Below are 21,223 nucleotides of genomic sequence, written 5' to 3'. Positions count from 1 at the left end.
GGTGATTACAAATAATTCGTTAAAAGTCTTCATCAAGTGAGAATTTGGATTTTCCGCTATTATCTCCATCCATTACTCCTGCTTTTTGATACTCACCCACTCGCTTTTCAAAAAAGTTAGTTTTTCCTTGAAGTGAGATCATTTCCATGAAATCAAAAGGATTGGTTGAGTTGTATATTTTACCGCATCCTAGCTCATCTAGTAATCGATCGGCAACAAACTCGATGTATTGACACATTAGGTCAGAGTTCATTCCTATAAGTTTTACCGGAAGAGCGTCAGTTACAAATTCTTTCTCTATGTCTACCGCATCTTTAATAATGTTCTGTACTGTTTCTTCAGAGAGTTTATTGGTTACATGATTATTGTATAATAGACATGCAAAGTCACAGTGGAGTCCTTCATCTCTTGAGATCAACTCATTTGAAAACGAGAGTCCAGGCATCAATCCTCTTTTCTTTAACCAGAAGATGCTGCAAAAGCTACCTGAGAAGAAAATTCCTTCAACAGCAGCAAATGCCACGAGTCTTTCAGCAAAAGAACCTTCATCGATCCATCTAAGCGCCCAGTTTGCTTTTTTCTTCACACAATCCATTGTTTCGATTGCGTTAAAGAGATAGTCTTTCTCCTTCGGATCTTTTACATAGGTATCTATTAATAAGGAGTACGTTTCAGAGTGAATGTTTTCTACTGCAATTTGAAAGCCGTAGAAAAACTTTGCTTCTGTATACTGAACCTCAGCAACAAAATTTTCAGCTAAGTTTTCGTTTACTATACCATCACTTGCAGCGAAAAATGCCAATACATGTTTAATGAAGTGTTTTTCTTCATCGTTCATGGTATCGTTCCAATCTTTTAAGTCCTGGCTCAGATCAATCTCTTCAGCCGTCCAAAAGCTGGCTTCAGCTTTTTTGTAAAACTCCCATATATCATTATGCTGAATAGGAAAGAGGACAAATCGATCTTTGTTCTCTTTTAAGATAGTTTCTTCTGCATGTGCTGTTGTGTCGCTCATAATCTCTGTCTCAAATAGGTTTAGTCTATTAGTAAACAATAAAACACCCCTAAGCTCACGAATTGAGTGCGCTTATTTTAAAACTTTTTCTAGTCTTGGGATACAGCCCTAAGAGTGGTTTATTTTTCTCGTGGCGTGTCTACAAATTTGTTTAAAATGCGGCGAAATTCCAAGCAGTTATTACGGGTGCGGAAGGTGTGATTTGGATATTATCAAAAGATGATAACGAGTTGTTTTTTAGTCAATTAACATCCAATTTTGTAACTGTAACTTTGAGGAAAACACGCTATAATGGGGGTGAAAAAAAGTGAAAAAAAAATAAAAAATATTTTATCCCTTTTTTATCCATACATTGTATTTGGATATTGATATCGAAATGGTATCTTTGCAATCCTTTTTTCAAAAGAAGATAAAATGTACGCGATAGTAGACATAGCTGGGAAGCAGTATAAAGCAGAGAAAGACAAATTCCTTTACGCTCCATTGATGGAGGGTAAAGAGGGTGCAAAAGTAGACTTTGATAAAGTATTACTTGTAGATAACGATGGCAAAGTGAAAGTAGGGGCACCTACCGTCAAAGGAGCCAAAGTATCTGCCAAGATTCTTGAGCATGTGAAAGACGACAAAGTGATCGTGTTCAAAAAGAAAAGAAGAAAAGGCTATAAAGTGAAGAACGGTCACCGTCAGCAATTTTCTAAAATTTTGATCGAAGACATTAAAGGATAAAATCTCATGGCACACAAGAAAGGTGTAGGTAGTTCGAAAAACGGAAGAGAGTCGGAAAGTAAACGACTTGGAGTAAAAATCTTCGGTGGACAGAAAGCGATTGCTGGAAATATCATAGTTCGTCAGAGAGGTACAAAGCATCACCCAGGTGATAATGTTGGACTTGGTAAAGACCACACATTATTTGCTCTTACTGATGGAGTCGTGAAATTCCACAAAGGAAGAAAAGACAGATCCTACGTTAGTGTAGATCCATCTGCATAAGAATTTTTTAAATCTTACTTAAGAAATTTAACACCACTTGATTGGTGGCAAGATAATTGCGTTTAAATATTTAGGTTAGGTTAGTTAGAGTATTAAAAAAGGGGTTCCAATTTTGGAACCCCTTACTCTTTTCCGGCTTCTTACGCGGTTGCCTTTTTCTTTGGTCTTCCCGGAAGAACGGTATCGGGCTTAAATCCATTCTTATATCTTTTCTTCCTGGTTTTCCACACTTTGTAGTTGTTCTTATTTCCAACTTCAAACTGCCACTTCATGTGCTCAGATTTTGTTTTCCATTCCAGATTTTCAAAGTAATTGTTTCGCGGATTATTGTCTTTGTGAATAATCATAGTCACTGCCGGATCATTCTTCTTCACAAATACTTTAGCGGTTTCCTTATGAGGATATACCGTTCTGCGTTTTCCATCATCATCGATTAGATCAAGGAAATAACATTTACAGATTTTATTCCAACGCTGACGCATGAGTTTGCCACGGAGTTTCATGTGAGTTTTACTCCCTTTGTGCCATACTTTTCTGCTCTTACTTCGAATCTTACCTCGATTAGAAATTTCATAATTTGCGAACCCCTCTATGGGTCCCCATTCTTCTTCTTTTTTTTGATCTGCCATTTAGCTCGCTTTTTTTTGGTTTGATAAAACAAGCTGAGTACTTAATGATAATCAAATGTAACGATTTGTTTGATTATTATCAAATGATAATACAGATGAGTTATTTCTGATACTTTTTTGGAGCATATAAAAATCCAAAAGCCTCAGCTCCCTCTTTGCTATGTTTCTCATGATGCACATAGTGTGCATGCATAATCCGTTTCATGTACTTGCTAGTCGCTTTAAAAGGAATTTTCACTCTACGATGTACAATGATGTCATGAAATATAAAATAGAAAATACCATAACCCATTATTCCTATTCCTATGTACAATAACCACCAAAATTGCTCGTAATTATCGTAACCAAAATAAATTGTGAGGATTGATGGAATACTGAATACCACGGCGAAGAGATCATTCATTTCAAGTGAATGATTATGAACTTTATGATGAGACCTGTGCCAGCTCCACAGAAATCCATGCATAATGTATTTATGTGTAAACCATGCAATTCCTTCCATGAAAAAGAAGGTGCCAACTACGATTAGAATATTAATTAGAACAGACATTTAACGTATTGATTTTCACTTTTATAACACTAACAAAGGTAGTCTTGTTCACGCTACTATGAAATTGAGTTTGTGTAGGAAATAGCACTTAATCAACAAAAGAAATTTCTTCCCATTTGGTACTCGTATTCTTTCTGTTTTTATTTTTTCAGGAGATAATTTTGTGATTTTTTTAAATAAAACTGAATAATAAATATATGCCAGATAGACTCCTGCACGAGCTCCACTAGGAAGTAATTTTATACCAATAAGTGCCTGCTTAAATTCCTCTTTTATATCGGATTCAATTTGATTTTTTTCTTCTCTGCTGAAATTTTTGAAATTAACTCCGGGAAAGTAAACACGTCCCCTTTCGTCATAATCACTTTTAATATCACGCAAAAAATTTACTTTTTGGAATGCTGAACCAAGGTGTTTAGCAGGCTTAAGTAGTTCTTGGTATTTCTTCTCATCACCATCCAGAAAGACCTTCAGACACATTAGCCCGATTACCTCAGCACTTCCATAAATGTATTTTTCGTAATCAGGATCCTCATAATCTTTCTTACTCAAATCCATTTCCATGCTTATCAAAAAAGCTTCAATTAAATCTAAATCAATCTGATATTGATTGACCACTTCCTGAAATGAATGTAATACCGGATTTAGGCTAATTTTTTCCTCTATGGACTTGTAAGTATCACTTTTGAATCTGGCTAACAGCTCTTCTTTATTGTGATCATGAAAAGTGTCAACAATTTCGTCAGCGTATCTGACAAAACCATAAATGGCGTAGATTGACTCGTGATACTTTTTATTCAATGTTCTTATTCCCAACGAAAAAGAAGTACTGTAAGTCTTCGTGATCAACTTACTGCAATCAAAAGCAGTTTGTGTGTATAAATCCTTCATCAATTTTTAAAAATAGGAAAATCTTTACCGATTTCCTTAGCTACAACTTCTCCTGAAATCAATGATGGAGGAACGCCAGGGCCTGGCACTGTTAATTGACCTGTGTAGTAAAGATTTTTTAGCTTCTTATTTTTTAACGATGGTTTTAAAATGGCTGTTTGGAGAAGCGTATTGGCAAGCCCGTAAGCATTGCCTTTAAACGAATGATAATCTTCAATAAATTCTTTATGAGCGTAGCTTCTTTTTGATATTATATGATCTCTGATATTTACGCCAGTAAATTCCTCTAATTTATCCATGATGAGATTGAAGTATTTTCCCCGGATTTCAGGGGTGTCTTCAATATCGGGTGCTACCGGAATTAACACAACCAGGTTTTCCTTTCCTTTAGGAGCTACCGAGTCATCGGTCTTGGATGTAGCAGAAACGTATAATAGCGGCTTGCTGGGCCATTGAGGAGTATCATATATTTCACTAGCATGTTGTCTAAAGTCTTCGTCGAAAAATAAAGTATGATGCTCAAGATTTGGAAGCTGTTTGTCAACTCCTAAATAAAACAGAAGAGAAGAGGGAGCGAGTACCCTGGAGTCCCAATATTTCTTATCGTAATTCTGAAAAGACTTGGGAAGAATGTGTTGATCAATATGATGGTAGTCAGCACCAGCTACTACCATATCACATTCATAAGAACTTTTTAAGGTTTTAACTGTCGATATCCTTTTGCCTTGAAAGGAAAACTCTGTCACTTCCTCGCCGAGTTTTATATCAACTCCCAATTCCTTAGCAAGTTCCACCATTCCTTTAACAACAGCACTCATTCCTCCTTTTGGATACCATGTTCCTAGTGAAAGGTCTGCATAATTCATCAGGCTATATAAGGCGGGAGTGTTTTCAGCAGTAGCTCCCAGAAAAAGGATGGGGAATTCCATCAATTGAATGAGGCGTTCGTCTTTGAAGTGTTTTCTAACATGCTTAGCAATGGAGGTAAATACATCCATCTTCAAAAGACCAAGTAATAATTGTGGGTCAACAAACTCCAAAAGTGACCTACTTGGCTTGTAGACCAATTTCTTTACCCCAACATCGTATTTGAATTTTGCCTGTTTTAAAAATGAACGGAGTTTTTTACTGCTTCCAGCTTCAATGCTTTCAAACAATGTTTCCAGCTCAACCATGCTAGCAGGGATATCAATGGTGTCATCTTTGAATTTAATTCGGTAAGATGGATTTAATCTATCTAATTGATAATAGTCCTCTACTTTCCTATCGAAAGTGTTAAAGAATTTATCAAAAACATCCGGCATCCAATACCAGGAAGGCCCCATGTCCCAGGTGAATCCCTGGTCGGTGTAACTACGTGCTCGCCCACCTGGCAGTTCATTTTTTTCAAGTAGCGTAACCTGATACCCCAACTTTGCTAAATGGCAGGAACAAGAAAGGCCGGAAAATCCGGCCCCTATCACTACTACTCTACTATGGAAATTCTTAGTTTGCATATACTTTAAGTCCCTTTTTAAGCTCTTTCCGTGCAATATGTATTCTATTTTTTACGGTACCTATCGGAATGTTGAGCTTAGCTGCAATTTCATGGTATTTGAAACCTCTAAAATACATGGTAAAAGGAACTTTATACATGTCTTTTAAAGCACCGATCGCAGCTTGAATGTCATTCATCACAAAATTCCCTTGTGCTCCATTCTCAATTACTGAGGATGTTGAATTGATAAAATGATTGTTTTCAGTCGTATCGATGAATGTATTTCTTCTCACCATTCGCTGGTAGTTGGTGATGAATGTATTTCTCATAATCGTGTACATCCAAGCTTTAAGGTTAGTGCCGTCCTGAAACTTATCACGATTGTTGTAAGCTTTAAAGACAGTTTCCTGAAGCAGGTCATTAGCCTCTTCTCCATCCTTCGTCAATTTTAATGCGTATGGCTTAAGTGAACTGGTCAGATTCTCAATTTTATAACCGAATTCTAGAGCTGTCATTTTGTTTAACGTTTGGTTGTAAATGTTAAACGAAGATATAAACATTTTGTTTAATAAAAAAGAAAAAATGTTAAACAAAATAAATTTAATTACTAATAATTCATGTCAAATGCTTTTTAAGCCTTTATGGAAGGATTTCCGGAAAACTTCAGTAAGTCCTCAAACTGGTTCAATATTGAGATATTGGCAGGAGTTTTGATGTCTTGACCTACAACACGACTACCAGTAATGAGAACTTGACAGTCTTTAAACTTACTGCTAAGCCGGTTTACATAAGTTTGGACCTCACCTGTTTCAGGTGCAGTTGTCATAGCAGTCAACATGTAATCAGGCATTAACTTATGATAAACTTCTTCTAATGCATTGAGTGGTACGGTTTGTCCAAAGAAAATGGTTCGACATCCTCGTGCCCTCAATATGTAGTTTGCAAATAGTAAACCTAATTCATGCAACTCACCCTCTGGGAGAAACAGAAGGTAAAGTGGTCCATCTTCACTTACATTTTCTCTATCTGTAGCACTAATTACTTTTTGCCTGACTAAATGAGAAATAAAATGTTCTTGTGCCGGATTAATTGCATTTGTAAGCCATAAAATTCCAATCTTCCGCATAAATGGGTAGATGATTTTCATCATTGACTCTTCAAATCCAAGTTGTTCAATATTTAAATTGAGAATTTTGCTAAACGAATTTTCGTCTAAATCAATCATTGCCAATGTTAGTGCACTGATTTGATCTTCATAGGTAAGCTTTTCAAATCCAATCTTTTTCACTTCTGCCTGAAGCAAATCAGTAGGCATTGCTACGATCTTACTAATCTTAATACCATGGTTTTTTAGGAGCGCGATATTCAAGATGAGCTTGAGGTCTTCATCACTATAATATCGAATATTTGTTGCAGTCCTCTGGGGTGAAAAAAGATCATACCTTTGTTCCCAAATACGGATGGTATGCGCTTTTATCCCAGAGAGGTGCTCTAAGTCTTTAATTGAATATACACTCATACCCATGATAACCTACATTAATCCTTAATTGTTTGAATCTTAAGTACAAAAATATCGTTTTCTGATTTCGTCGTAACAACTAACTAAAAACCGTATATGATACTGTATAACGTGACTGTGAATATTGATAAAGAGGTGGAAACGGATTGGATTACATGGATGAAAGAAACCCATATCCCTGAAGTCATGGATACTGGTTTTTTTTCTGAATACCGAATGATGAAGATGCTATCACAAGAGCAAGATGAGACAGGCACCACTTACGCCATTCAGTACATGACTGAGACGCTTGGACACTTGGAGGATTATTTAAATTCTGTAGCTCCCAAAATTCAGAAAAAATCGATTATTCGCTACGGTACAAAAATGGCAGCTTTCCGAACAGTTTTAGAGGAGGTCTAAAAATCAATGTTGCAATTGATCCAGTTGTCCTCAAATTGAGTGTTGTATTTCTCATAAAAGTTTATCGCTGGCTCATTCCAGTCCAGTACTTGCCACATCATACCTGAACAGTTGGTTGCTCTTGCAATATCCAATGTAGCTTCAAATAATAATTTTCCAGCTCCAACCCCTCTTTTTGACTCGGTAACTACCAGATCCTCAAGATAGAGACGTTTTCCTTTCCAGGTAGAGTAGCGGTAATAGTAAATGGATGTGCCTATAATTATGTTATCCTCAATCACCACAAGGAATCCAAAAACTGGCTGATCCCCAAATCCATCTTCTTCCATCCGTGATACCGTATTTGCGACTTGATCCAGCGCCTTTTCATAATCCGCTAGCTCTTTAATCAACTCGAGTACTGGTGGGAGGTCTTCTTTTTGACCTTTTCTGATTGTAATCATTTCTCGAAGATATTAAAGCCCTTCCTCTTAAGAAATTATCAAAACCACATAGCTTGATTCTTTCATAGCTTATTATTTAGTTATGAATTTACGAATGAATTCTCCGAATAAAGCGAGGCTCTTAGCTTTTTAACTCTTTCTGATTTCCTTAAAGCCTAAATATGGATGTAACACATCAGGCATGTTAATGTGATCTCCTGCTTGATAATTCTCCAGTATAGCAGCCATAATTCTGGGTAGAGCTAAGGCGCTTCCGTTTAAGGTGTGTGCAAGCTCCTTTTTGCCATCACTCTTTTTGATTCTTAATTTTAATCGGTTTGCCTGAAAAGTCTCAAAATTGGATACAGAGCTAACTTCCAGCCATTTTTCCTGAGCAGCAGAATAAACCTCAAAGTCATACGTCAATACGGATGTAAACCCAAGATCTCCAGCGCATAATCTTAAAATGCGATAGGGTAGACCAAGCGATTGTATGAGCTCCTCCACATGAGCTACCATTTGATCTAATACCTCATAAGATTTTGAAGGTTCAACCACCTGAACGATTTCAACCTTATCAAACTGGTGAAGCCTGTTTAGCCCTCTGACGTGCGCCCCCCAAGATCCCGCCTCTCTTCTAAAACATGGAGTATGGCCAGCATGTTTGATAGGAAGCTGATCTTCTTTTAATATTACATCCCTATACATATTAGTTATAGGTACTTCGGCGGTAGGGATCAGGTAAAGGTCATTTGCTTCCACATGGTACATCTGGCCTTCTTTGTCAGGCAGTTGTCCGGTCCCAATTCCGGATGATTCATTAATTAGGACTGGTGGCTGCACTTCTTCATATCCGGCCTCTGCTGCTTTGTCCAGAAAATAGTTGATCATCCCCCTAACTAATCGGGCTCCTTGTTTCTTATAAAAGGGGAATCCAGCTCCACTAACTTTATTGCCCAAATCAAAATCCACGATATCGAATTCCTCGATGAGTTGCCAGTGCGGTTTTTTATGAGCTCCAAGGTTAGGTTTGTTATCATCACTGAGTTTAATTACCTCATTATCTTCTTCAGATTTACCGGGAGGCACTGTTTCATGAGGGATGTTTGGAATGTTGTAAAGCAACTTATTGAGAGAAAGCTCGATGGAGTTAAGCTCTTCTCCAAGGCTTTTGCTTTTTCTCTTCAATTCGGAGGTTTGGGTTTTTGCCTTTTCGGCTTGTTCTTTTTTTCCTTGTTGGAAGAGGAGTCCAATTTCTTTAGCAAGCTTATTTGATGTATGAAGAACTTCATCCAACTCTCCTTGCATTTTTTTTCTTTGTTCGTCTAATGTCAAAGCATCTTTTAAAAGTATCTCAGCTCCTTCAATACCTCTTTTTTGAAGTCCTTTTACACATCTGTCAAACTCTTTTTCTATCGTAGCAACTTGCAACATGGATGTCAATTATTTATCAGGTCGCAAAGAAAAATCATTTTCATGTCAAATTGTACTTGATCCAATAAAAGGTAAATTTTTTATACTTCCTTGCGATATTGTGGGGGATGGTCTATTATTGCGATGCAATCCAAGAAAAACTCATCCGGGTTTTTCAGCTAATCAAAAGCAAATAGCGATTACCACGAATTCTTCGGAATTATTTTACTAACAAATTTTGAAACCCACTTTTACACACAGTTATGTACACACTAGATGATCTTAGTGTAATGCTGCTATCCGAATTGAAAGAGATAGCAGAGAAACTAGGAATTAAGAACCATAAAAAACTTGCTAAGCAGGACCTTATCTACGCAATCCTGGATCAACAGGCAAGCATGCCGGAAGGCGAGATAAAAAAAATTAAAAGCGAAACTTTAGGAGGGGCATTAGCCGAAGAGCCTAAAGAGAAGGAAGAAAAAAAGCCTCGTCCTAAAAAGGAAGCTCCAAAAAAGGAAAAGTCTGATAACGAGAAAAAAGGAGAGAAAAAAGACGAAAAATCAGAAAAGAAAGATCAGAAGGATCAGAAAGAGCGTCCTGATAACAAACGTCGTGATGAGAATAAACACGATGAAAAGGAAAAGAAAGAAGATAATAAGGAAAAACAGGAGCGAGATAATCAACGAGCTGAGCGTGAAGCTGAGCGACAAGAGAAGCGCAGAAAGAAAGAAGCTTATAACGAAGAAATTAAAGAGTTTGATGGTGTAATTGAGAACGAAGGCGTTCTTGAAATCATGCAGGATGGATACGGATTCCTTCGCTCAAGTGATTATCATTATTTGGCAAGTCCTGACGATATCTATGTATCCCCATCACAGATTAAACTTTTTGGGCTTAAGACGGGTGATACGGTTAAAGGACAGATTCGGCCGCCAAAAGATGGCGAAAAGTACTTTGCTCTCTTAAAGGTGGAAACTGTTAATGGTAAAACCACGGAAGAAGTACGGGATCGAGTGGCTTTTGAGTACTTGACTCCACTTTTTCCTCAAGAAAAACTAAGTCTAAGCACTAAGGCGGATAATTATTCTACACGTATTCTTGATCTTTTCTCGCCAATAGGGAAAGGCCAAAGGGGAATGATTGTTGCACAGCCTAAGACCGGTAAAACGGTTCTGTTGAAAAATGTGGCTAATGCTATTGCAGAAAATCACCCGGAATGTTATCTAATGGTTTTGCTTATTGATGAGCGACCAGAAGAGGTAACGGATATGGCACGATCTGTAAAAGGTGAAGTAATTGCTTCAACTTTTGACGAGCAGGCTGATAAGCATGTGAAAGTATCTAACATGGTACTTGAAAAAGCTAAACGAATGGTGGAATGCGGTCATGATGTAGTAATCCTTTTGGATTCCATTACAAGACTTGCTCGTGCTCATAATACTGTGGTGCCTTCCTCTGGTAAAATTCTTTCAGGAGGTGTGGATGCTAATGCGCTTCACAAACCAAAACGATTTTTTGGAGCGGCCAGAAACGTCGAAAATGGAGGATCATTGACAATCATAGCAACAGCCTTGATTGAAACCGGATCCAAAATGGATGAGGTGATCTTTGAAGAATTTAAGGGAACAGGTAACATGGAGCTGCAATTGGATAGAAAGCTTTCGAATAAGCGAGTATATCCTGCTATTGATGTTCCGGCTTCTGGTACTCGAAGAGAAGATCTATTAATGGATCCAGAAGAACTTAAGCGAGTATGGATACTTCGTAAATTTATGTCTGACATGAATAGTAACGAAGCAATGGAATTCCTGTTAAGCAAAATGAAAGGAACGACCAACAACGAAGAATTTTTAGTCAGTATGAATGGCTAATTCATCGAACAATAAATAAATATGAAGCCAGACTTAGGGGTCTGGCTTTTTTTTTATGCCTCAACTAATAATTACATAAAATCTTAAAAAAAGTAAAATTTCTATCACTATGAAAAAACTACTTGGAGCATTATTATTGGGACTTTTTGTTTTCACAGGATGCGAAAATGATGATGAAGAAAAGAAGACGGATTTGACAGCTGAGGAAGCTTCAGCATTGGTACATGGTTCTGCTGATAAAATGGGAGACGATGTAGTGTCATTGGTTGAATCTGAGGGAACTCAAGCATTGGTTGATTTTGTAAAACTGCTTGAAGGATCTGAAGTTATTGGAGGGCGAGTAAGCCAAAAAGAATGGACGAAGGAGCGATTGAATATGATTATTCAATTTTTTGTAAATGGTCCTGCAGCACGTACAGATAATACAGAACCATCTACTTTCGATGAGATAAAAGGTCTTTACGAATGGAATCCTGAAACAATGGAATTTGATAAAGAAGCATCTGAGTTTTTCATCGTAAAGTTTCCTACTGAAGGTTCGGAAGTGAATAATGCGGAGCTTAAGATTTCAAATCTTGAATTTGTAACCATCACTGAAACGGATGGTGATATCGTTGATGAGTATGAAGTGCCTGCAATCATTGTTGGCTACTTAAAAGTAGACGATGTTACCTACATAGAGTTGGATTTTGAAGTTAACTGGTCCAGTACCGGATTTCCTGAAAAGGCTGACGTAACCCTACTTGTAAAACCGTTTACATTCGTTCTTAGCTTTGATGATACATTTGCAAAATCTGCGTCATTACTGACCTCTATTTCATTAGAGGAGTCATTGGTGGTTGGAATAGACTTAACGGTTGAATTTGAGACCGATGCTAAGGAAGAGCCAGTATATTTCGAGGGTTCTGTAAGCTACAGAGATTTGAAAATCGCTGGAAATGTAGATATAACAGATATTGCTGATGATGCAAATCCTAATGATTTCATTGATTTAGCGCTATTTGCAGATGATACTAAAGTGGGCGATATAGTTTTCGTTCTCGAGGAAATTGAGCCAGGTTTTGAAGACTATGTTGCTTATGTAGAATATGCTGATGGAACAAGAGAAAACCTGGAGGAAATCCTTGAACCAGTACTACTAGAAATTGAGGAGATTTTTGAAGAGCTTGATTAAGCTTGATTACAAAGACATAAAAAAACCATCCTGATTGTTCAGGATGGTTTTTTTATTTTCCTTCTACGTAATCCTGGAGGTAACTATATCTTTCCGTAAGATTACCTTGATCAGTGATTGTGGCTCTTTGAATAACACCTTTTTCATCATCTCCAAGTAGATGAGGGATGACATTTTTCACTAATTCATCTCCAAAACTTTCGGAAGCGTCTCTGGGTAGTTCGCATGGTAAGTTATCAACAGCCATCACCGTTATATTACCTTCATCTGTGAGTGCCTGCTCAACTTCATTATCACTGGGGTTATAATCATAGATGGGATCATCAATGGTACTGGGCTTTTTGGTTGATGGGATAGAGCCTTCGATATCGCAAGTGATATCTGCTATGACTTTGATATCAAAATCGTCTTTGATGATATCTTCCCGGTGAAATAATACAGGAGCCGCAGGATCCCAATAAGCACATGCAATTAATATATCGGTAACTCTACTGTATTTCAAAAAATCACCCTCATAGAGCTCCGGATTCTTATAGAATTCATTTCTGTGAAATTCTGCACCATCTTTCCTCTTGTTATAATCTCTTGAATTAAGTTGAGTGAATACTGGGGCATTAAACCTTTCATGGATGAATTCATAAGGAGTTACCTGAGATATCCCCGCTCCAAGCAAAACTTCCATTGCGCCCTTAGTAACACGACCACCACCTGTTAAAGCAATTTTGATATTGGGGAGTTTTATTTTACTGAATTCGGTCTTTAGATCCTCATAATCAAAGCACTCATGGGCACGTCTCAGATTGAATAAGTTGTACCTCTTTCCATAAGTCCATATGCCATTATATGCTCCCACAATGCCAGCCCATCGTCCAAAAGCGATTATTCGATTGCCGTTTTCGTTAGTTAACGTTTCCCAATCAATAAGTTTAATTTTCTTGTCCAGAATTGATTGCAAAAGATCTCGATTATAATCTTGTTTTTTGATGGTGTGCGAGAAAAAGAAGTGAGTTTTTCCTGAAATGAGCTTATCAATGGGCACTTCTTTTACTCCAAGAATAATATCACAATCATCAACAGACTCTACAATGGTTAACCCTTCATTACGATAGTCATCATCTGAGAAGCAGCGGATGTCGCTTGTTTGAACAACAACTTCAACGTTAAAATTTTCTTTTACCTGTTTGGCTTGTAGAGGTGTTAGCGGTACACGTCTATCTATTGGGACTTTGCCCTCTTTGATGATGCCTATTTTTTTCATACGAATTGATTAAAATCGAAGCGAAATTAGTCAATAGGCGAGGAGGGGAGCAAATGAATTATTTTTCTTTCTTTAGATCATCCAGATCGTCGCGATCCTTCAGCTTTTTATCTTCAACATTCTTGTTAAGGAATTTATTTAATTTGTCAATGGGCATGTTTGAGGAGATCTCGCCGAAGGAGTCGACATTGAGTTCCAAGCCATCCAAATCTTTGTGAACTTTCGCTTTTTCTTTTTTTGACATGGGTTAAACGCTTTGGTTATTTAACGCAGTTATTGATGAATTGATTCGCTCAGAAGCATTTTCTGCACCAATGATTTCGATTATCGTCATCAAATCTGGCCCGGAACCTTCTCCTGTTAAGGCTAACCTGAGTGTTTGCATAAACTGCCCGGGTTTATATCCATTTGATTCAAGTGTTTCCCAAAAGAGCGATTTCACGCTTTCTGCTGAAACATTTTTTTCGCTTTTTAATTTGTTTGAAAAAAGTGTTAGCGCTTTAGCGGCTTCTTCACTCCATTTTTTTCTGAAAACTTTCTCATCGTAAGTTTCAGGAGCTTTAAATATGACCATTCCATTCTCTACAAATTCATAAGGAAAAGTCACTCTTTCCTTTAATAGATCAATTACCTGAAGCGCCTTTTCTTGGGAGCAGGAAATACCATGCTGCTCTTCAAATCCGGTAACTACTTCTTTAACAAAAGCTTTTGAGTCAGTCAATTTGATGTACTGCTGATTGAACCACTTGGCTTTTTCAAAATCAAATTTGGTTCCTGCTTTATTGATTCGCTTTTCTGAAAATTCATTAACGAGCTCTGCTAAAGAAAATATTTCTTGTTCGGTACCCGGATTCCAACCTAAAAAGGAAAGGAAGTTTACCAATGCTTCGGGTAAAAACCCTGTCTCTTTGAATCCCTGCGATATTTCTTCAGATTCTGGATCTTTCCAATCTAGTGGAAAGATGGGAAAACCTGCTTTATCAGCTGCTCGCTTACTAAGTTTCCCATTTCCATCTGGCTTTAATATTAGCGGTAGATGAGCAAATTGAGGCATTTCATCTTCCCAACCTAAAAATCGGTAAAGAAGGACATGCAAAGGAGCAGATGGAAGCCATTCTTCACCTCTGATTACATGTGTGATCTTCATGAGATGATCGTCCACGATGTTGGCGAGATGGTAGGTAGGCATGCCATCAGATTTCATCAGTACTTTATCATCAAGCACTTCAGTATGCACCATCACCCAACCACGAACCATGTCGTTGAGTCGTACTTCTTCTTTCTTAGGGATTTTAATCCTAATTACATACGGATCGCCATTATCAATCCTCCGCTTGACCTCTTCTGCAGTGAGGGTAAGCGAATTTTTCATAGTAGTCCTTGTTATGGTATCGTACTGCGGATTTACCACCCGTCCTTCCTTCAAGCGATCTCGCATGGCGTCTAGCTCCTCAGGGGTGTCAAACGCATAATAAGCATTCCCCTCTGCAATTAGTTTTTCAGCGTATTGTCGATATAAGCCTTTTCTTTCCGATTGTCGATAGGGCCCAAAATCACCCCCTTGATCAGGACCTTCATCGGGAGAAATGCCACACCATTCTAGGGTGTTTTTTATGTACGACTCAGCACCTTCTACAAATCGAGCTTGATCAGTATCTTCAATTCGAAGAATGAATTTACCATTGAATTTTTTGGCAAAGAGATAATTAAACAGAGCTGTCCTAACTCCTCCAATATGAAGCCCACCGGTTGGGCTTGGTGCAAATCTTACTCTAACGTTCTCCATCTATATTTTTAATTGGAGCGCAAAAATAAGAATCAGAACATGGAATGCTAAGTAATGCCTCTTTTATTGGAATGTGGCTATGCAGGATATTTCCACATTGACGCCTTTTGGTAGACCGCTTACCTCTACAGTCTCTCTTGCCGGAGGATTATCGTTAAAGTATTTGCCGTATATTTCATTGATACGGGCAAAATCATTCATGCTGGAAACAAAAATGGAACATTTCAGTATGCGTTCAAAAGATAAGCCAGCCTCTTCCAAGATAAATTGAAGGTTCTTCATTACCTGGTCAGTTTCTTCCTCAATTGTCCCTTCAATCAGCTTACCTGTAGATTGATCTATAGGAATTTGTCCTGACACATAAAGGGTATTTCCTGCTTTTACAGCTTGTGAATATGGTCCTATTGGAGCAGGGGCCTTTGATGAATTAATTATTTCTTTCATGCTACAAATTACTCGACTGTAACAGACTTAGCCAAATTTCTTGGTTGGTCAACATTTGCGCCTCTCATTACTGCAATGTGGTAGCTTAGCAGTTGGAGTGGGATAACAGAGACTAAAGGCATCAGCGATTCATGAGTTGACGGTACTTCGATCGTAAAGTCAGCCATCCCCGGGATGAGTGAGTCCCCTTCAGTTACAACCGCAATTACAACCCCTTTCCTGGCTTTAACCTCTTGAATATTTGATACTATTTTGTCATAGCTGCTATCTCTAGTTGCAATAACTACGACAGGCATGTTTTCATCAATGAGTGCAATCGGTCCATGCTTCATTTCTGCAGCAGGGTATCCTTCTGCATGGATATATGAGATCTCTTTTAGCTTCAGTGCTCCTTCTAAAGCTACAGGAAAGTTGTATCCTCTTCCCAGATAAAGAAAATTTGAGGCATTCTTGAACATATCAGAGATTTCCTCAATTTTATCATTTGACTGTAATGCTTTTTCAACTTTACTTGGAATAAGACTCAACTCTCTAAGCAACTGCTGAAATCTATTTTCCGCAATTGTCCCTTTGTTTTTAGCCGCTTTTAACGCGATCATGTAGAGAACGGTAAGTTGAGCCGTAAATGCTTTTGTAGAAGCGACCCCAATTTCAGGTCCGGCATGAAGATATGCCCCCTCATGGGAAACTCTTGAAATCGAGGACCCAACAGTGTTAACAACACCCAGGACAATGGCTCCTTTGCTTTTAGCAAGTTCAATTGCTGCTAATGTATCTGCAGTTTCACCTGACTGGGAGATGGCAATTACTATATCTCCTTCATTAATAACGGGGTTTCTGTATCTAAACTCTGAGGCATATTCTACTTCCACCGGAATTCTACATAAGTCCTCGAAGATGTATTCAGCTACTAATCCAGCATGCCAAGAAGTTCCGCATGCTATTATGACAATCCTTTCTGCATTTTGAAGAGCCTTAGCATAATTTCTGATTCCACCAAGGGTTAATTCACCTTTTTCAGCGTTAAGCCGACCTCTCATACAATCTGCAATGGAAATCGGCTGTTCAAAAATTTCCTTGTGCATGAAGTGATCATGGCCTCCTTTTTCTATAGCTTCTAATTCAAGCTCAAGGGTTTGAATGTAGGGTGTTTGTGGAATGTCGCGCGAGTCCTTTATGTGATACTCCCCGTTTTCCATTACCACAATTTCTTCGTCTTTTAAATAAATCACCTCATTGGTATGCTCAATAATAGGGGTAGCATCGGAGGCAAGATAGAATTCATCTTTTCCAAGACCCAGAACCAATGGACTACCTTTTCTTGCGGCCACAAGCTTATTCGGTGTATCCATAGATATAATGGCTATGGCATAAGCTCCAATTACTTTGGTCAACGCAATTCTTAATGCGTCCTCAAGTGAAAGATTCTCACTTTTTTTAATATCCTCAATGAAGTTTACAAATACCTCTGTATCAGTATCACTTTCAAATGTATAACCTCTCTGAATTAAGTCTTTTTTAAGCGAACCATAATTCTCTATAATTCCATTATGGATAATTGCAAGATTTCCACTATTTGATACATGTGGATGAGCGTTTACATCATTAGGTTCGCCATGAGTAGCCCACCTAGTATGCCCTATTCCAATGGTGCTTTTAAAAGATTGATTTTCGGTTATTTGTTCCAATTCTCTAACCTTACCCTCTTTCTTATGAACGTCTATTTCACCATTTTCAATTAAGGCGATACCTGTACTATCATAACCTCTATACTCTAGACGTTTAAGTCCACTTAATAAAATGGGGTAAGCTTTTTTCTTTCCAACATAACCAACTATTCCACACATAGAACTAATTTTTTATTGATCTACCTCAGTGTAATAGAGTTTAAGCTTAATTCCATCATTAATAAGCAGAGTTCGTTGAAGCGTAACGTCTGTATTACTAACTAAAACCAAATCCTCTACATTTTTAGTAATGCTTGTCAATGGATTTCTAAACTTTAAACTATCGGTGCTCTCAAGACTTACAAACTCTCTGTATAGTTGTTGATAAAATAATGAGGAGGTTAAAAGTATGGATGTTTTGCTTTCACTCAAATTGCCAGTAGCAGGAATCACTTCGAGACCAAGGTACCCATTGTCAGACATCACAATATTTCCGAAAGGATTACTCACTCTTGCAGGACCAAAAATCCCCATATCAGACTTTCTGATGTAATTCATAAAGCCTGTAAGTGTATCCCGATCATTTTCACTTTCAAATTCAAATGAGATCGTGGCATTATTAATCAGAATATTGTCATTTTCATTGTAAAAGCTTGCAAGTTCGGTCAAATCAAATGCAGTGCTGATGCCTGAAATAGGATCTATCAAAGTTTGTCCCGTTGAAATATCAAAGTCTTGTTTTTCCATTATTCCATCATACTCCGAACCTGACCTATCTCTATTTAAATAGGTGTAATTTTTAGTTGTCAACCTGAAGTAAGTTAAGTAGGTAGTGTCCTTAGCATCAGGCCCTCTTGGGGAGGAGTATAGCACTAATCTGGAAGTATCACTTGCAAGACTGAAAGATGCGATGCTTTCAGAAGCTCCACCAGGAATTAACCCTAGTGGTTTAAATTCAGCAGTACCAATTGTTTGTGTTGTGTCACCTGCTATATCACTTAGTTCATTAAAGAAATCTGCGGCATAAGTGTCATCCAGTCTAACTCGATACAATGTGTCTGTAACAGTATTTATTGATTGAGAAAAGCTCCCTACTTGATCAGAGACTGATTGTTGGAGGTTTGAAAGATATATAGCGTTACTTACCAAAGTATTAGTAAGTTCATGAATTCCAAACTCTTGAAAAGAATTACCTCGTTGGGGAATTATTTCATTAGCCTCAAAAATTATAACAAGAGAGTCGACCTTTAACGTGTCAGCAGGATTACCATTTGTCGTCGTTGCTTTCGTACGTGGTAACGGACCACTTTCATAAGAAAATTGAAAGTATCCTTCGGCATCAACTGTACCTGTCAAAGGGTCTGTATAGCTCCCTACCAGAACTCTGTTTTCTCCATCAGTCCTAAGGCTATCAAGATAAATATTTGTGGCAGGTAGCGTGAATTCTATAAACTTAACATTTGCGCCTGATCCCAGGTCGTACTTTATACCAAGATCATTTTGGGTATCGCAACCGAAAAAAACCGGGATGAAAAGCATCAGTCCCGGTTTTAAAATCTTCCTAAGTGAGCGCTTCCTAGCCAATAAGTTCATTGTATAAGTTGTAGTAAGACTCCTCAAAATTCTCATCCTTCTCAATCGTATCTGTTTTCTTATCTCCTAAATCTGCAATTAACTTTTTAAAACTATCTGTGTTTTCTTCATTTGCATTAATTACTGCATCCGCATATTGCATGCCAAGCTTTACAAATCCATCATAATCAGCCGTTTTAAGAGGATCAAGCATTTGATCGTCAATATCGATCATTTTTACTTTTTCTAACAAGTCATCACCAAATTTATGGGTGAAACGATTGTTATAAATTGTGAAAACGGTCTTTGAGTCCTTGTAAATAGGATCGTTTTTATACGTCGTTTTGGTGTAGAGTGGAATAAGACTAGTCATCCAATCATTACAATGAATAATATCAGGAGACCATCCCAACTTCTTTACTGTTTCCAAAACTCCCTTGCAAAAGAAGATCGCACGCTCATCATTGTCTTCGAAGAAATTATCTTCTTTGTCAAAAAAGACGGATTTTCTGTAGAAGTAGTCTTCATTATCGATAAAGTAAACCTGCAATTTGGCATTAGGTATCGATGCTACCTTTATTACCAATGGTTTCTCTTCATCACCAACCGCGATATTTATACCTGAAAGTCTGACGACTTCATGTAGTCTATTCTTTCTTTCGTTGATGAGTCCAAATCGTGGAACTAAAATCCTAATTTCCATTCCCCGTTCCTGCATAGCTTGGGGCAACCTTCTCACAAACTCCGCTACTTCAGTGGTTTTGAGAAACGGGTTTATTTCACTAGCCACATAGAGGATTCTAATGTTTTCCATAAGTGCTTTTGATTAATTTCTTGATGGGACCTTAAAAATGAGCACAAATTTACCATTTTTTTGATTTATTATCAACGCTTTCAATAAGTTAGCCAATTAAATTGAGCGATAATATGCGCATTATTAGCGCCCTGGGCGAGTTAACAGAACTAATTTCAACATTTAAAAAAAATAACCAGACCATAGGATTTGTGCCTACAATGGGCGCATTGCATGATGGCCACCTCTCTTTAATTCTTCAATCCATTAAAGAGAATGACTCAACTGTCGTCAGTATTTTTGTAAATCCGCTTCAGTTTGATAACGCCTCGGACTTGGAAAAGTACCCTAGAGTCATCGACGAAGACATTAAAATGCTTGGTGAAAATCGCGTAGATGCGGTATTCGTGCCTGAAGAGCAAACGTTTTATCCACAGAAACCAATTATATCAATAGATTTCGGAATTCTTTCAGAGAGATTGGAAGGCAAGTTTAGGAAAGGTCATTTTGAGGGAGTTGGTGTCGTCGTAAGTAAATTTTTGCATTTGGTTGACCCAGACAAAGTTTATTTCGGGTTGAAAGATTTACAGCAATACCTTTTGATTAAGCGGATGTGTAATGATTTACACTTTCAATGCAAAGTCATAGGGGTGGACACAGTGCGGGAGGAATCCGGATTGGCTCTTTCTTCTCGAAACAGACGGATTTCATCAGACGGATTGAAGGTTGCTGCCGTTATAAATAGGGGCTTGAATGTCATCAAAAAGGGTATTGAAGAGCGGAAAGATTTACAAAGATTGCTTCATGATGTAAACAAGATGTATGAGTCTGAGAAAGGATTCGAGTTAGAGTATTTGGAAGCTGTGAGTCCAGCAGATCTATCTACAGTAGATAATTATTCTACTCTTTCCGAACTTGCCATATGCGTTGCGGGTTATGTAGAGGGCGTGAGATTAATTGATAATCTATATTTGCGGCTCAAATAGCAGGGGAATGTTCATAGAGGTATTAAAATCGAAGATTCACAGAGTTAAAATTACTGAAGCAGAGCTTCATTATGTAGGATCAATCACAATTGATGAGGATTTGATGGATGCTGCGAATCTGATTGAAAATGAAAAAGTGCAAATCGTTAACATTAATAATGGTGAGCGACTAGAAACGTATGTGATTAAAGGCGTTAGGGGTTCAGGACAGATATGTTTGAACGGTCCAGCGGCCCGGAAGGCTCAGGTTGGAGATATAATTATTATCATCTCGTACTGCTCACTCGAGCAATCAGAAACAAAGAATCATAGTCCTATTGTGATTTTCCCTAATGAAAAGAACAAGCTCGGTTCTTAAAAGCTA

At 37.8% G+C, this 21,223-nt stretch carries 23 protein-coding genes; 7 read left to right on the top strand and 16 right to left on the bottom strand.

Features of this window, described 5'->3' with window-relative positions:
- Positions 1-19: 19 nt before the first annotated feature.
- Positions 20-1,015, bottom strand: a complete 996-nt coding sequence (locus tag ACO05G_RS14090; protein WP_348282003.1) for a ribonucleoside-diphosphate reductase small subunit — start codon at positions 1,013-1,015, stop codon at positions 20-22.
- A 414-nt stretch (positions 1,016-1,429) separates the two neighbouring features.
- On the opposite strand from ACO05G_RS14090, the gene rplU reads away from it, so the two are divergent.
- Together rplU and rpmA are read left to right on the top strand one after the other, a co-directional pair.
- Positions 1,430-1,741 carry a 50S ribosomal protein L21 gene (rplU, locus tag ACO05G_RS14085; protein WP_348282004.1) on the top strand — a complete coding sequence of 104 codons (312 nt, stop codon included), beginning with the start codon at positions 1,430-1,432 and terminating at the stop codon, positions 1,739-1,741.
- Positions 1,742-1,747: 6 nt separating this feature from the next.
- Positions 1,748-2,005 carry a 50S ribosomal protein L27 gene (gene rpmA, locus ACO05G_RS14080; protein ID WP_348282005.1) on the top strand — a complete coding sequence of 86 codons (258 nt, stop codon included), beginning with the start codon at positions 1,748-1,750 and terminating at the stop codon, positions 2,003-2,005.
- 140 nt (positions 2,006-2,145) lie between these two features.
- On the opposite strand, the gene ACO05G_RS14075 is transcribed toward rpmA, so the two are convergent.
- The 6 genes from ACO05G_RS14075 to ACO05G_RS14050 form a co-directional block, all read right to left on the bottom strand.
- Positions 2,146-2,634, bottom strand: a complete 489-nt coding sequence (locus ACO05G_RS14075) for an NUMOD4 domain-containing protein (protein ID WP_421763324.1) — start codon at positions 2,632-2,634, stop codon at positions 2,146-2,148.
- 100 nt (positions 2,635-2,734) lie between these two features.
- Positions 2,735-3,184, bottom strand: a complete 450-nt coding sequence (locus ACO05G_RS14070) for a beta-carotene hydroxylase (protein ID WP_421763323.1) — start codon at positions 3,182-3,184, stop codon at positions 2,735-2,737.
- 48 nt (positions 3,185-3,232) lie between these two features.
- On the bottom strand, positions 3,233-4,075 hold the full coding sequence (locus tag ACO05G_RS14065) for a phytoene/squalene synthase family protein (protein ID WP_421763322.1): 843 nt from the start codon (positions 4,073-4,075) through the stop codon (positions 3,233-3,235).
- Positions 4,075-5,571 (bottom strand): phytoene desaturase family protein, encoded by a 1,497-nt coding sequence (locus tag ACO05G_RS14060; RefSeq protein ID WP_421763321.1) that lies wholly within the window; start codon positions 5,569-5,571, stop codon positions 4,075-4,077. The genes ACO05G_RS14065 and ACO05G_RS14060 overlap by 1 nt, the downstream gene beginning before the upstream one ends.
- Positions 5,561-6,067: an RNA polymerase sigma factor gene (locus ACO05G_RS14055; protein WP_348282010.1), complete on the bottom strand. Its 507-nt coding sequence runs from the start codon at positions 6,065-6,067 to the stop codon at positions 5,561-5,563. Before ACO05G_RS14055 ends, ACO05G_RS14060 begins: the two co-directional genes overlap by 11 nt.
- Positions 6,068-6,183: 116 nt before the next feature.
- Positions 6,184-7,071 (bottom strand): MerR family transcriptional regulator, encoded by an 888-nt coding sequence (locus tag ACO05G_RS14050; protein ID WP_421763320.1) that lies wholly within the window; start codon positions 7,069-7,071, stop codon positions 6,184-6,186.
- A 96-nt stretch (positions 7,072-7,167) separates the two neighbouring features.
- Here ACO05G_RS14050 and ACO05G_RS14045 point away from each other — a divergent pair, with 96 nt between their 5' ends.
- Complete coding sequence (locus tag ACO05G_RS14045) at positions 7,168-7,473, top strand: DUF4286 family protein (protein ID WP_348282012.1); 306 nt, start codon at positions 7,168-7,170, stop codon at positions 7,471-7,473.
- Here the strand turns inward: ACO05G_RS14045 and ACO05G_RS14040 are convergent.
- Both ACO05G_RS14040 and serS read right to left on the bottom strand, forming a co-directional pair.
- Positions 7,470-7,916, bottom strand: a complete 447-nt coding sequence (locus ACO05G_RS14040; RefSeq protein WP_421763319.1) for a GNAT family N-acetyltransferase — start codon at positions 7,914-7,916, stop codon at positions 7,470-7,472. The genes ACO05G_RS14045 and ACO05G_RS14040 overlap by 4 nt on opposite strands.
- Before the next feature lie 129 nt (positions 7,917-8,045).
- The gene (gene serS / locus ACO05G_RS14035; RefSeq protein WP_421763318.1) at positions 8,046-9,329 is read right to left on the bottom strand and encodes a serine--tRNA ligase; all 1,284 of its coding nucleotides are present in this window, start codon (positions 9,327-9,329) and stop codon (positions 8,046-8,048) included.
- Between the two features lie 242 nt (positions 9,330-9,571).
- Between serS and rho the strand changes: the two genes are divergently transcribed.
- Together rho and ACO05G_RS14025 are read left to right on the top strand one after the other, a co-directional pair.
- Positions 9,572-11,179 (top strand): transcription termination factor Rho, encoded by a 1,608-nt coding sequence (rho, locus tag ACO05G_RS14030; RefSeq protein WP_348282015.1) that lies wholly within the window; start codon positions 9,572-9,574, stop codon positions 11,177-11,179.
- 109 nt (positions 11,180-11,288) lie between these two features.
- Positions 11,289-12,353, top strand: a complete 1,065-nt coding sequence (locus ACO05G_RS14025) for a hypothetical protein (protein WP_421763317.1) — start codon at positions 11,289-11,291, stop codon at positions 12,351-12,353.
- Between the two features lie 52 nt (positions 12,354-12,405).
- On the opposite strand, the gene ACO05G_RS14020 is transcribed toward ACO05G_RS14025, so the two are convergent.
- From ACO05G_RS14020 to ACO05G_RS13990, 7 genes are all read right to left on the bottom strand, one after another.
- Entirely contained in the window at positions 12,406-13,611 is a 1,206-nt protein-coding gene (locus tag ACO05G_RS14020) for an NAD(P)-dependent oxidoreductase (protein ID WP_421763316.1), read from the bottom strand.
- Positions 13,612-13,669: 58 nt separating this feature from the next.
- Entirely contained in the window at positions 13,670-13,855 is a 186-nt protein-coding gene (locus ACO05G_RS14015) for a hypothetical protein (RefSeq protein WP_348282018.1), read from the bottom strand.
- A gap of 3 nt (positions 13,856-13,858) precedes the next feature.
- The gene (gene gltX, locus ACO05G_RS14010) at positions 13,859-15,397 is read right to left on the bottom strand and encodes a glutamate--tRNA ligase (RefSeq protein ID WP_421763315.1); all 1,539 of its coding nucleotides are present in this window, start codon (positions 15,395-15,397) and stop codon (positions 13,859-13,861) included.
- 63 nt (positions 15,398-15,460) lie between these two features.
- Positions 15,461-15,841: a RidA family protein gene (locus tag ACO05G_RS14005; protein ID WP_421763314.1), complete on the bottom strand. Its 381-nt coding sequence runs from the start codon at positions 15,839-15,841 to the stop codon at positions 15,461-15,463.
- Positions 15,842-15,849: 8 nt separating this feature from the next.
- Complete coding sequence (glmS, locus tag ACO05G_RS14000; protein ID WP_421763313.1) at positions 15,850-17,688, bottom strand: glutamine--fructose-6-phosphate transaminase (isomerizing); 1,839 nt, start codon at positions 17,686-17,688, stop codon at positions 15,850-15,852.
- A gap of 12 nt (positions 17,689-17,700) precedes the next feature.
- Positions 17,701-19,101, bottom strand: coding sequence for a DUF4270 family protein (locus ACO05G_RS13995; protein WP_421763312.1), 1,401 nt, complete (start codon positions 19,099-19,101; stop codon positions 17,701-17,703).
- A complete protein-coding gene (locus ACO05G_RS13990) occupies positions 19,085-19,894 on the bottom strand; it encodes a glycogen/starch synthase (protein ID WP_348282023.1) in 810 nt (269 codons plus the stop codon). The genes ACO05G_RS13995 and ACO05G_RS13990 overlap by 17 nt, the downstream gene beginning before the upstream one ends.
- 113 nt (positions 19,895-20,007) lie before the next feature.
- Here ACO05G_RS13990 and panC point away from each other — a divergent pair, with 113 nt between their 5' ends.
- Positions 20,008-20,859 carry a pantoate--beta-alanine ligase gene (panC, locus tag ACO05G_RS13985; RefSeq protein ID WP_421763311.1) on the top strand — a complete coding sequence of 284 codons (852 nt, stop codon included), beginning with the start codon at positions 20,008-20,010 and terminating at the stop codon, positions 20,857-20,859.
- 7 nt (positions 20,860-20,866) lie between these two features.
- The gene (gene panD, locus ACO05G_RS13980; protein ID WP_421763310.1) at positions 20,867-21,217 is read left to right on the top strand and encodes an aspartate 1-decarboxylase; all 351 of its coding nucleotides are present in this window, start codon (positions 20,867-20,869) and stop codon (positions 21,215-21,217) included.
- Positions 21,218-21,223: the final 6 nt, after the last annotated feature.

Origin of the sequence: Ekhidna sp., from assembly GCF_965227465.1 — a bacterium.
Taxonomy (GTDB): domain Bacteria; phylum Bacteroidota; class Bacteroidia; order Cytophagales; family Cyclobacteriaceae; genus Ekhidna.
Note: the sequence above shows the minus strand (reverse complement) of the source record. Positions and strands in the feature narration are given on the sequence as shown.

What these genes read in the sequence shown, in the direction of transcription:
- ACO05G_RS14050 (WP_421763320.1), bottom strand. Translation starts at nt 7,071, where the DNA reads ATGAGTGTATATTCAATTAAAGACTTAGAGCACCTCTCTGGGATAAAA.
- ACO05G_RS14070 (WP_421763323.1), bottom strand. Translation starts at nt 3,184, where the DNA reads ATGTCTGTTCTAATTAATATTCTAATCGTAGTTGGCACCTTCTTTTTC.
- ACO05G_RS14075 (WP_421763324.1), bottom strand. Translation starts at nt 2,634, where the DNA reads ATGGCAGATCAAAAAAAAGAAGAAGAATGGGGACCCATAGAGGGGTTC.
- ACO05G_RS14015 (WP_348282018.1), bottom strand. Translation starts at nt 13,855, where the DNA reads ATGTCAAAAAAAGAAAAAGCGAAAGTTCACAAAGATTTGGATGGCTTG.
- panC (WP_421763311.1), top strand. Translation starts at nt 20,008, where the DNA reads ATGCGCATTATTAGCGCCCTGGGCGAGTTAACAGAACTAATTTCAACA.
- ACO05G_RS14020 (WP_421763316.1), bottom strand. Translation starts at nt 13,611, where the DNA reads ATGAAAAAAATAGGCATCATCAAAGAGGGCAAAGTCCCAATAGATAGA.
- ACO05G_RS14025 (WP_421763317.1), top strand. Translation starts at nt 11,289, where the DNA reads ATGAAAAAACTACTTGGAGCATTATTATTGGGACTTTTTGTTTTCACA.
- ACO05G_RS13990 (WP_348282023.1), bottom strand. Translation starts at nt 19,894, where the DNA reads ATGGAAAACATTAGAATCCTCTATGTGGCTAGTGAAATAAACCCGTTT.
- ACO05G_RS14055 (WP_348282010.1), bottom strand. Translation starts at nt 6,067, where the DNA reads ATGACAGCTCTAGAATTCGGTTATAAAATTGAGAATCTGACCAGTTCA.
- ACO05G_RS14065 (WP_421763322.1), bottom strand. Translation starts at nt 4,075, where the DNA reads ATGAAGGATTTATACACACAAACTGCTTTTGATTGCAGTAAGTTGATC.
- rho (WP_348282015.1), top strand. Translation starts at nt 9,572, where the DNA reads ATGTACACACTAGATGATCTTAGTGTAATGCTGCTATCCGAATTGAAA.
- ACO05G_RS14040 (WP_421763319.1), bottom strand. Translation starts at nt 7,916, where the DNA reads ATGATTACAATCAGAAAAGGTCAAAAAGAAGACCTCCCACCAGTACTC.
- panD (WP_421763310.1), top strand. Translation starts at nt 20,867, where the DNA reads ATGTTCATAGAGGTATTAAAATCGAAGATTCACAGAGTTAAAATTACT.
- ACO05G_RS14045 (WP_348282012.1), top strand. Translation starts at nt 7,168, where the DNA reads ATGATACTGTATAACGTGACTGTGAATATTGATAAAGAGGTGGAAACG.
- ACO05G_RS14090 (WP_348282003.1), bottom strand. Translation starts at nt 1,015, where the DNA reads ATGAGCGACACAACAGCACATGCAGAAGAAACTATCTTAAAAGAGAAC.
- rpmA (WP_348282005.1), top strand. Translation starts at nt 1,748, where the DNA reads ATGGCACACAAGAAAGGTGTAGGTAGTTCGAAAAACGGAAGAGAGTCG.
- ACO05G_RS14005 (WP_421763314.1), bottom strand. Translation starts at nt 15,841, where the DNA reads ATGAAAGAAATAATTAATTCATCAAAGGCCCCTGCTCCAATAGGACCA.
- serS (WP_421763318.1), bottom strand. Translation starts at nt 9,329, where the DNA reads ATGTTGCAAGTTGCTACGATAGAAAAAGAGTTTGACAGATGTGTAAAA.
- rplU (WP_348282004.1), top strand. Translation starts at nt 1,430, where the DNA reads ATGTACGCGATAGTAGACATAGCTGGGAAGCAGTATAAAGCAGAGAAA.
- glmS (WP_421763313.1), bottom strand. Translation starts at nt 17,688, where the DNA reads ATGTGTGGAATAGTTGGTTATGTTGGAAAGAAAAAAGCTTACCCCATT.
- ACO05G_RS13995 (WP_421763312.1), bottom strand. Translation starts at nt 19,101, where the DNA reads ATGAACTTATTGGCTAGGAAGCGCTCACTTAGGAAGATTTTAAAACCG.
- gltX (WP_421763315.1), bottom strand. Translation starts at nt 15,397, where the DNA reads ATGGAGAACGTTAGAGTAAGATTTGCACCAAGCCCAACCGGTGGGCTT.
- ACO05G_RS14060 (WP_421763321.1), bottom strand. Translation starts at nt 5,571, where the DNA reads ATGCAAACTAAGAATTTCCATAGTAGAGTAGTAGTGATAGGGGCCGGA.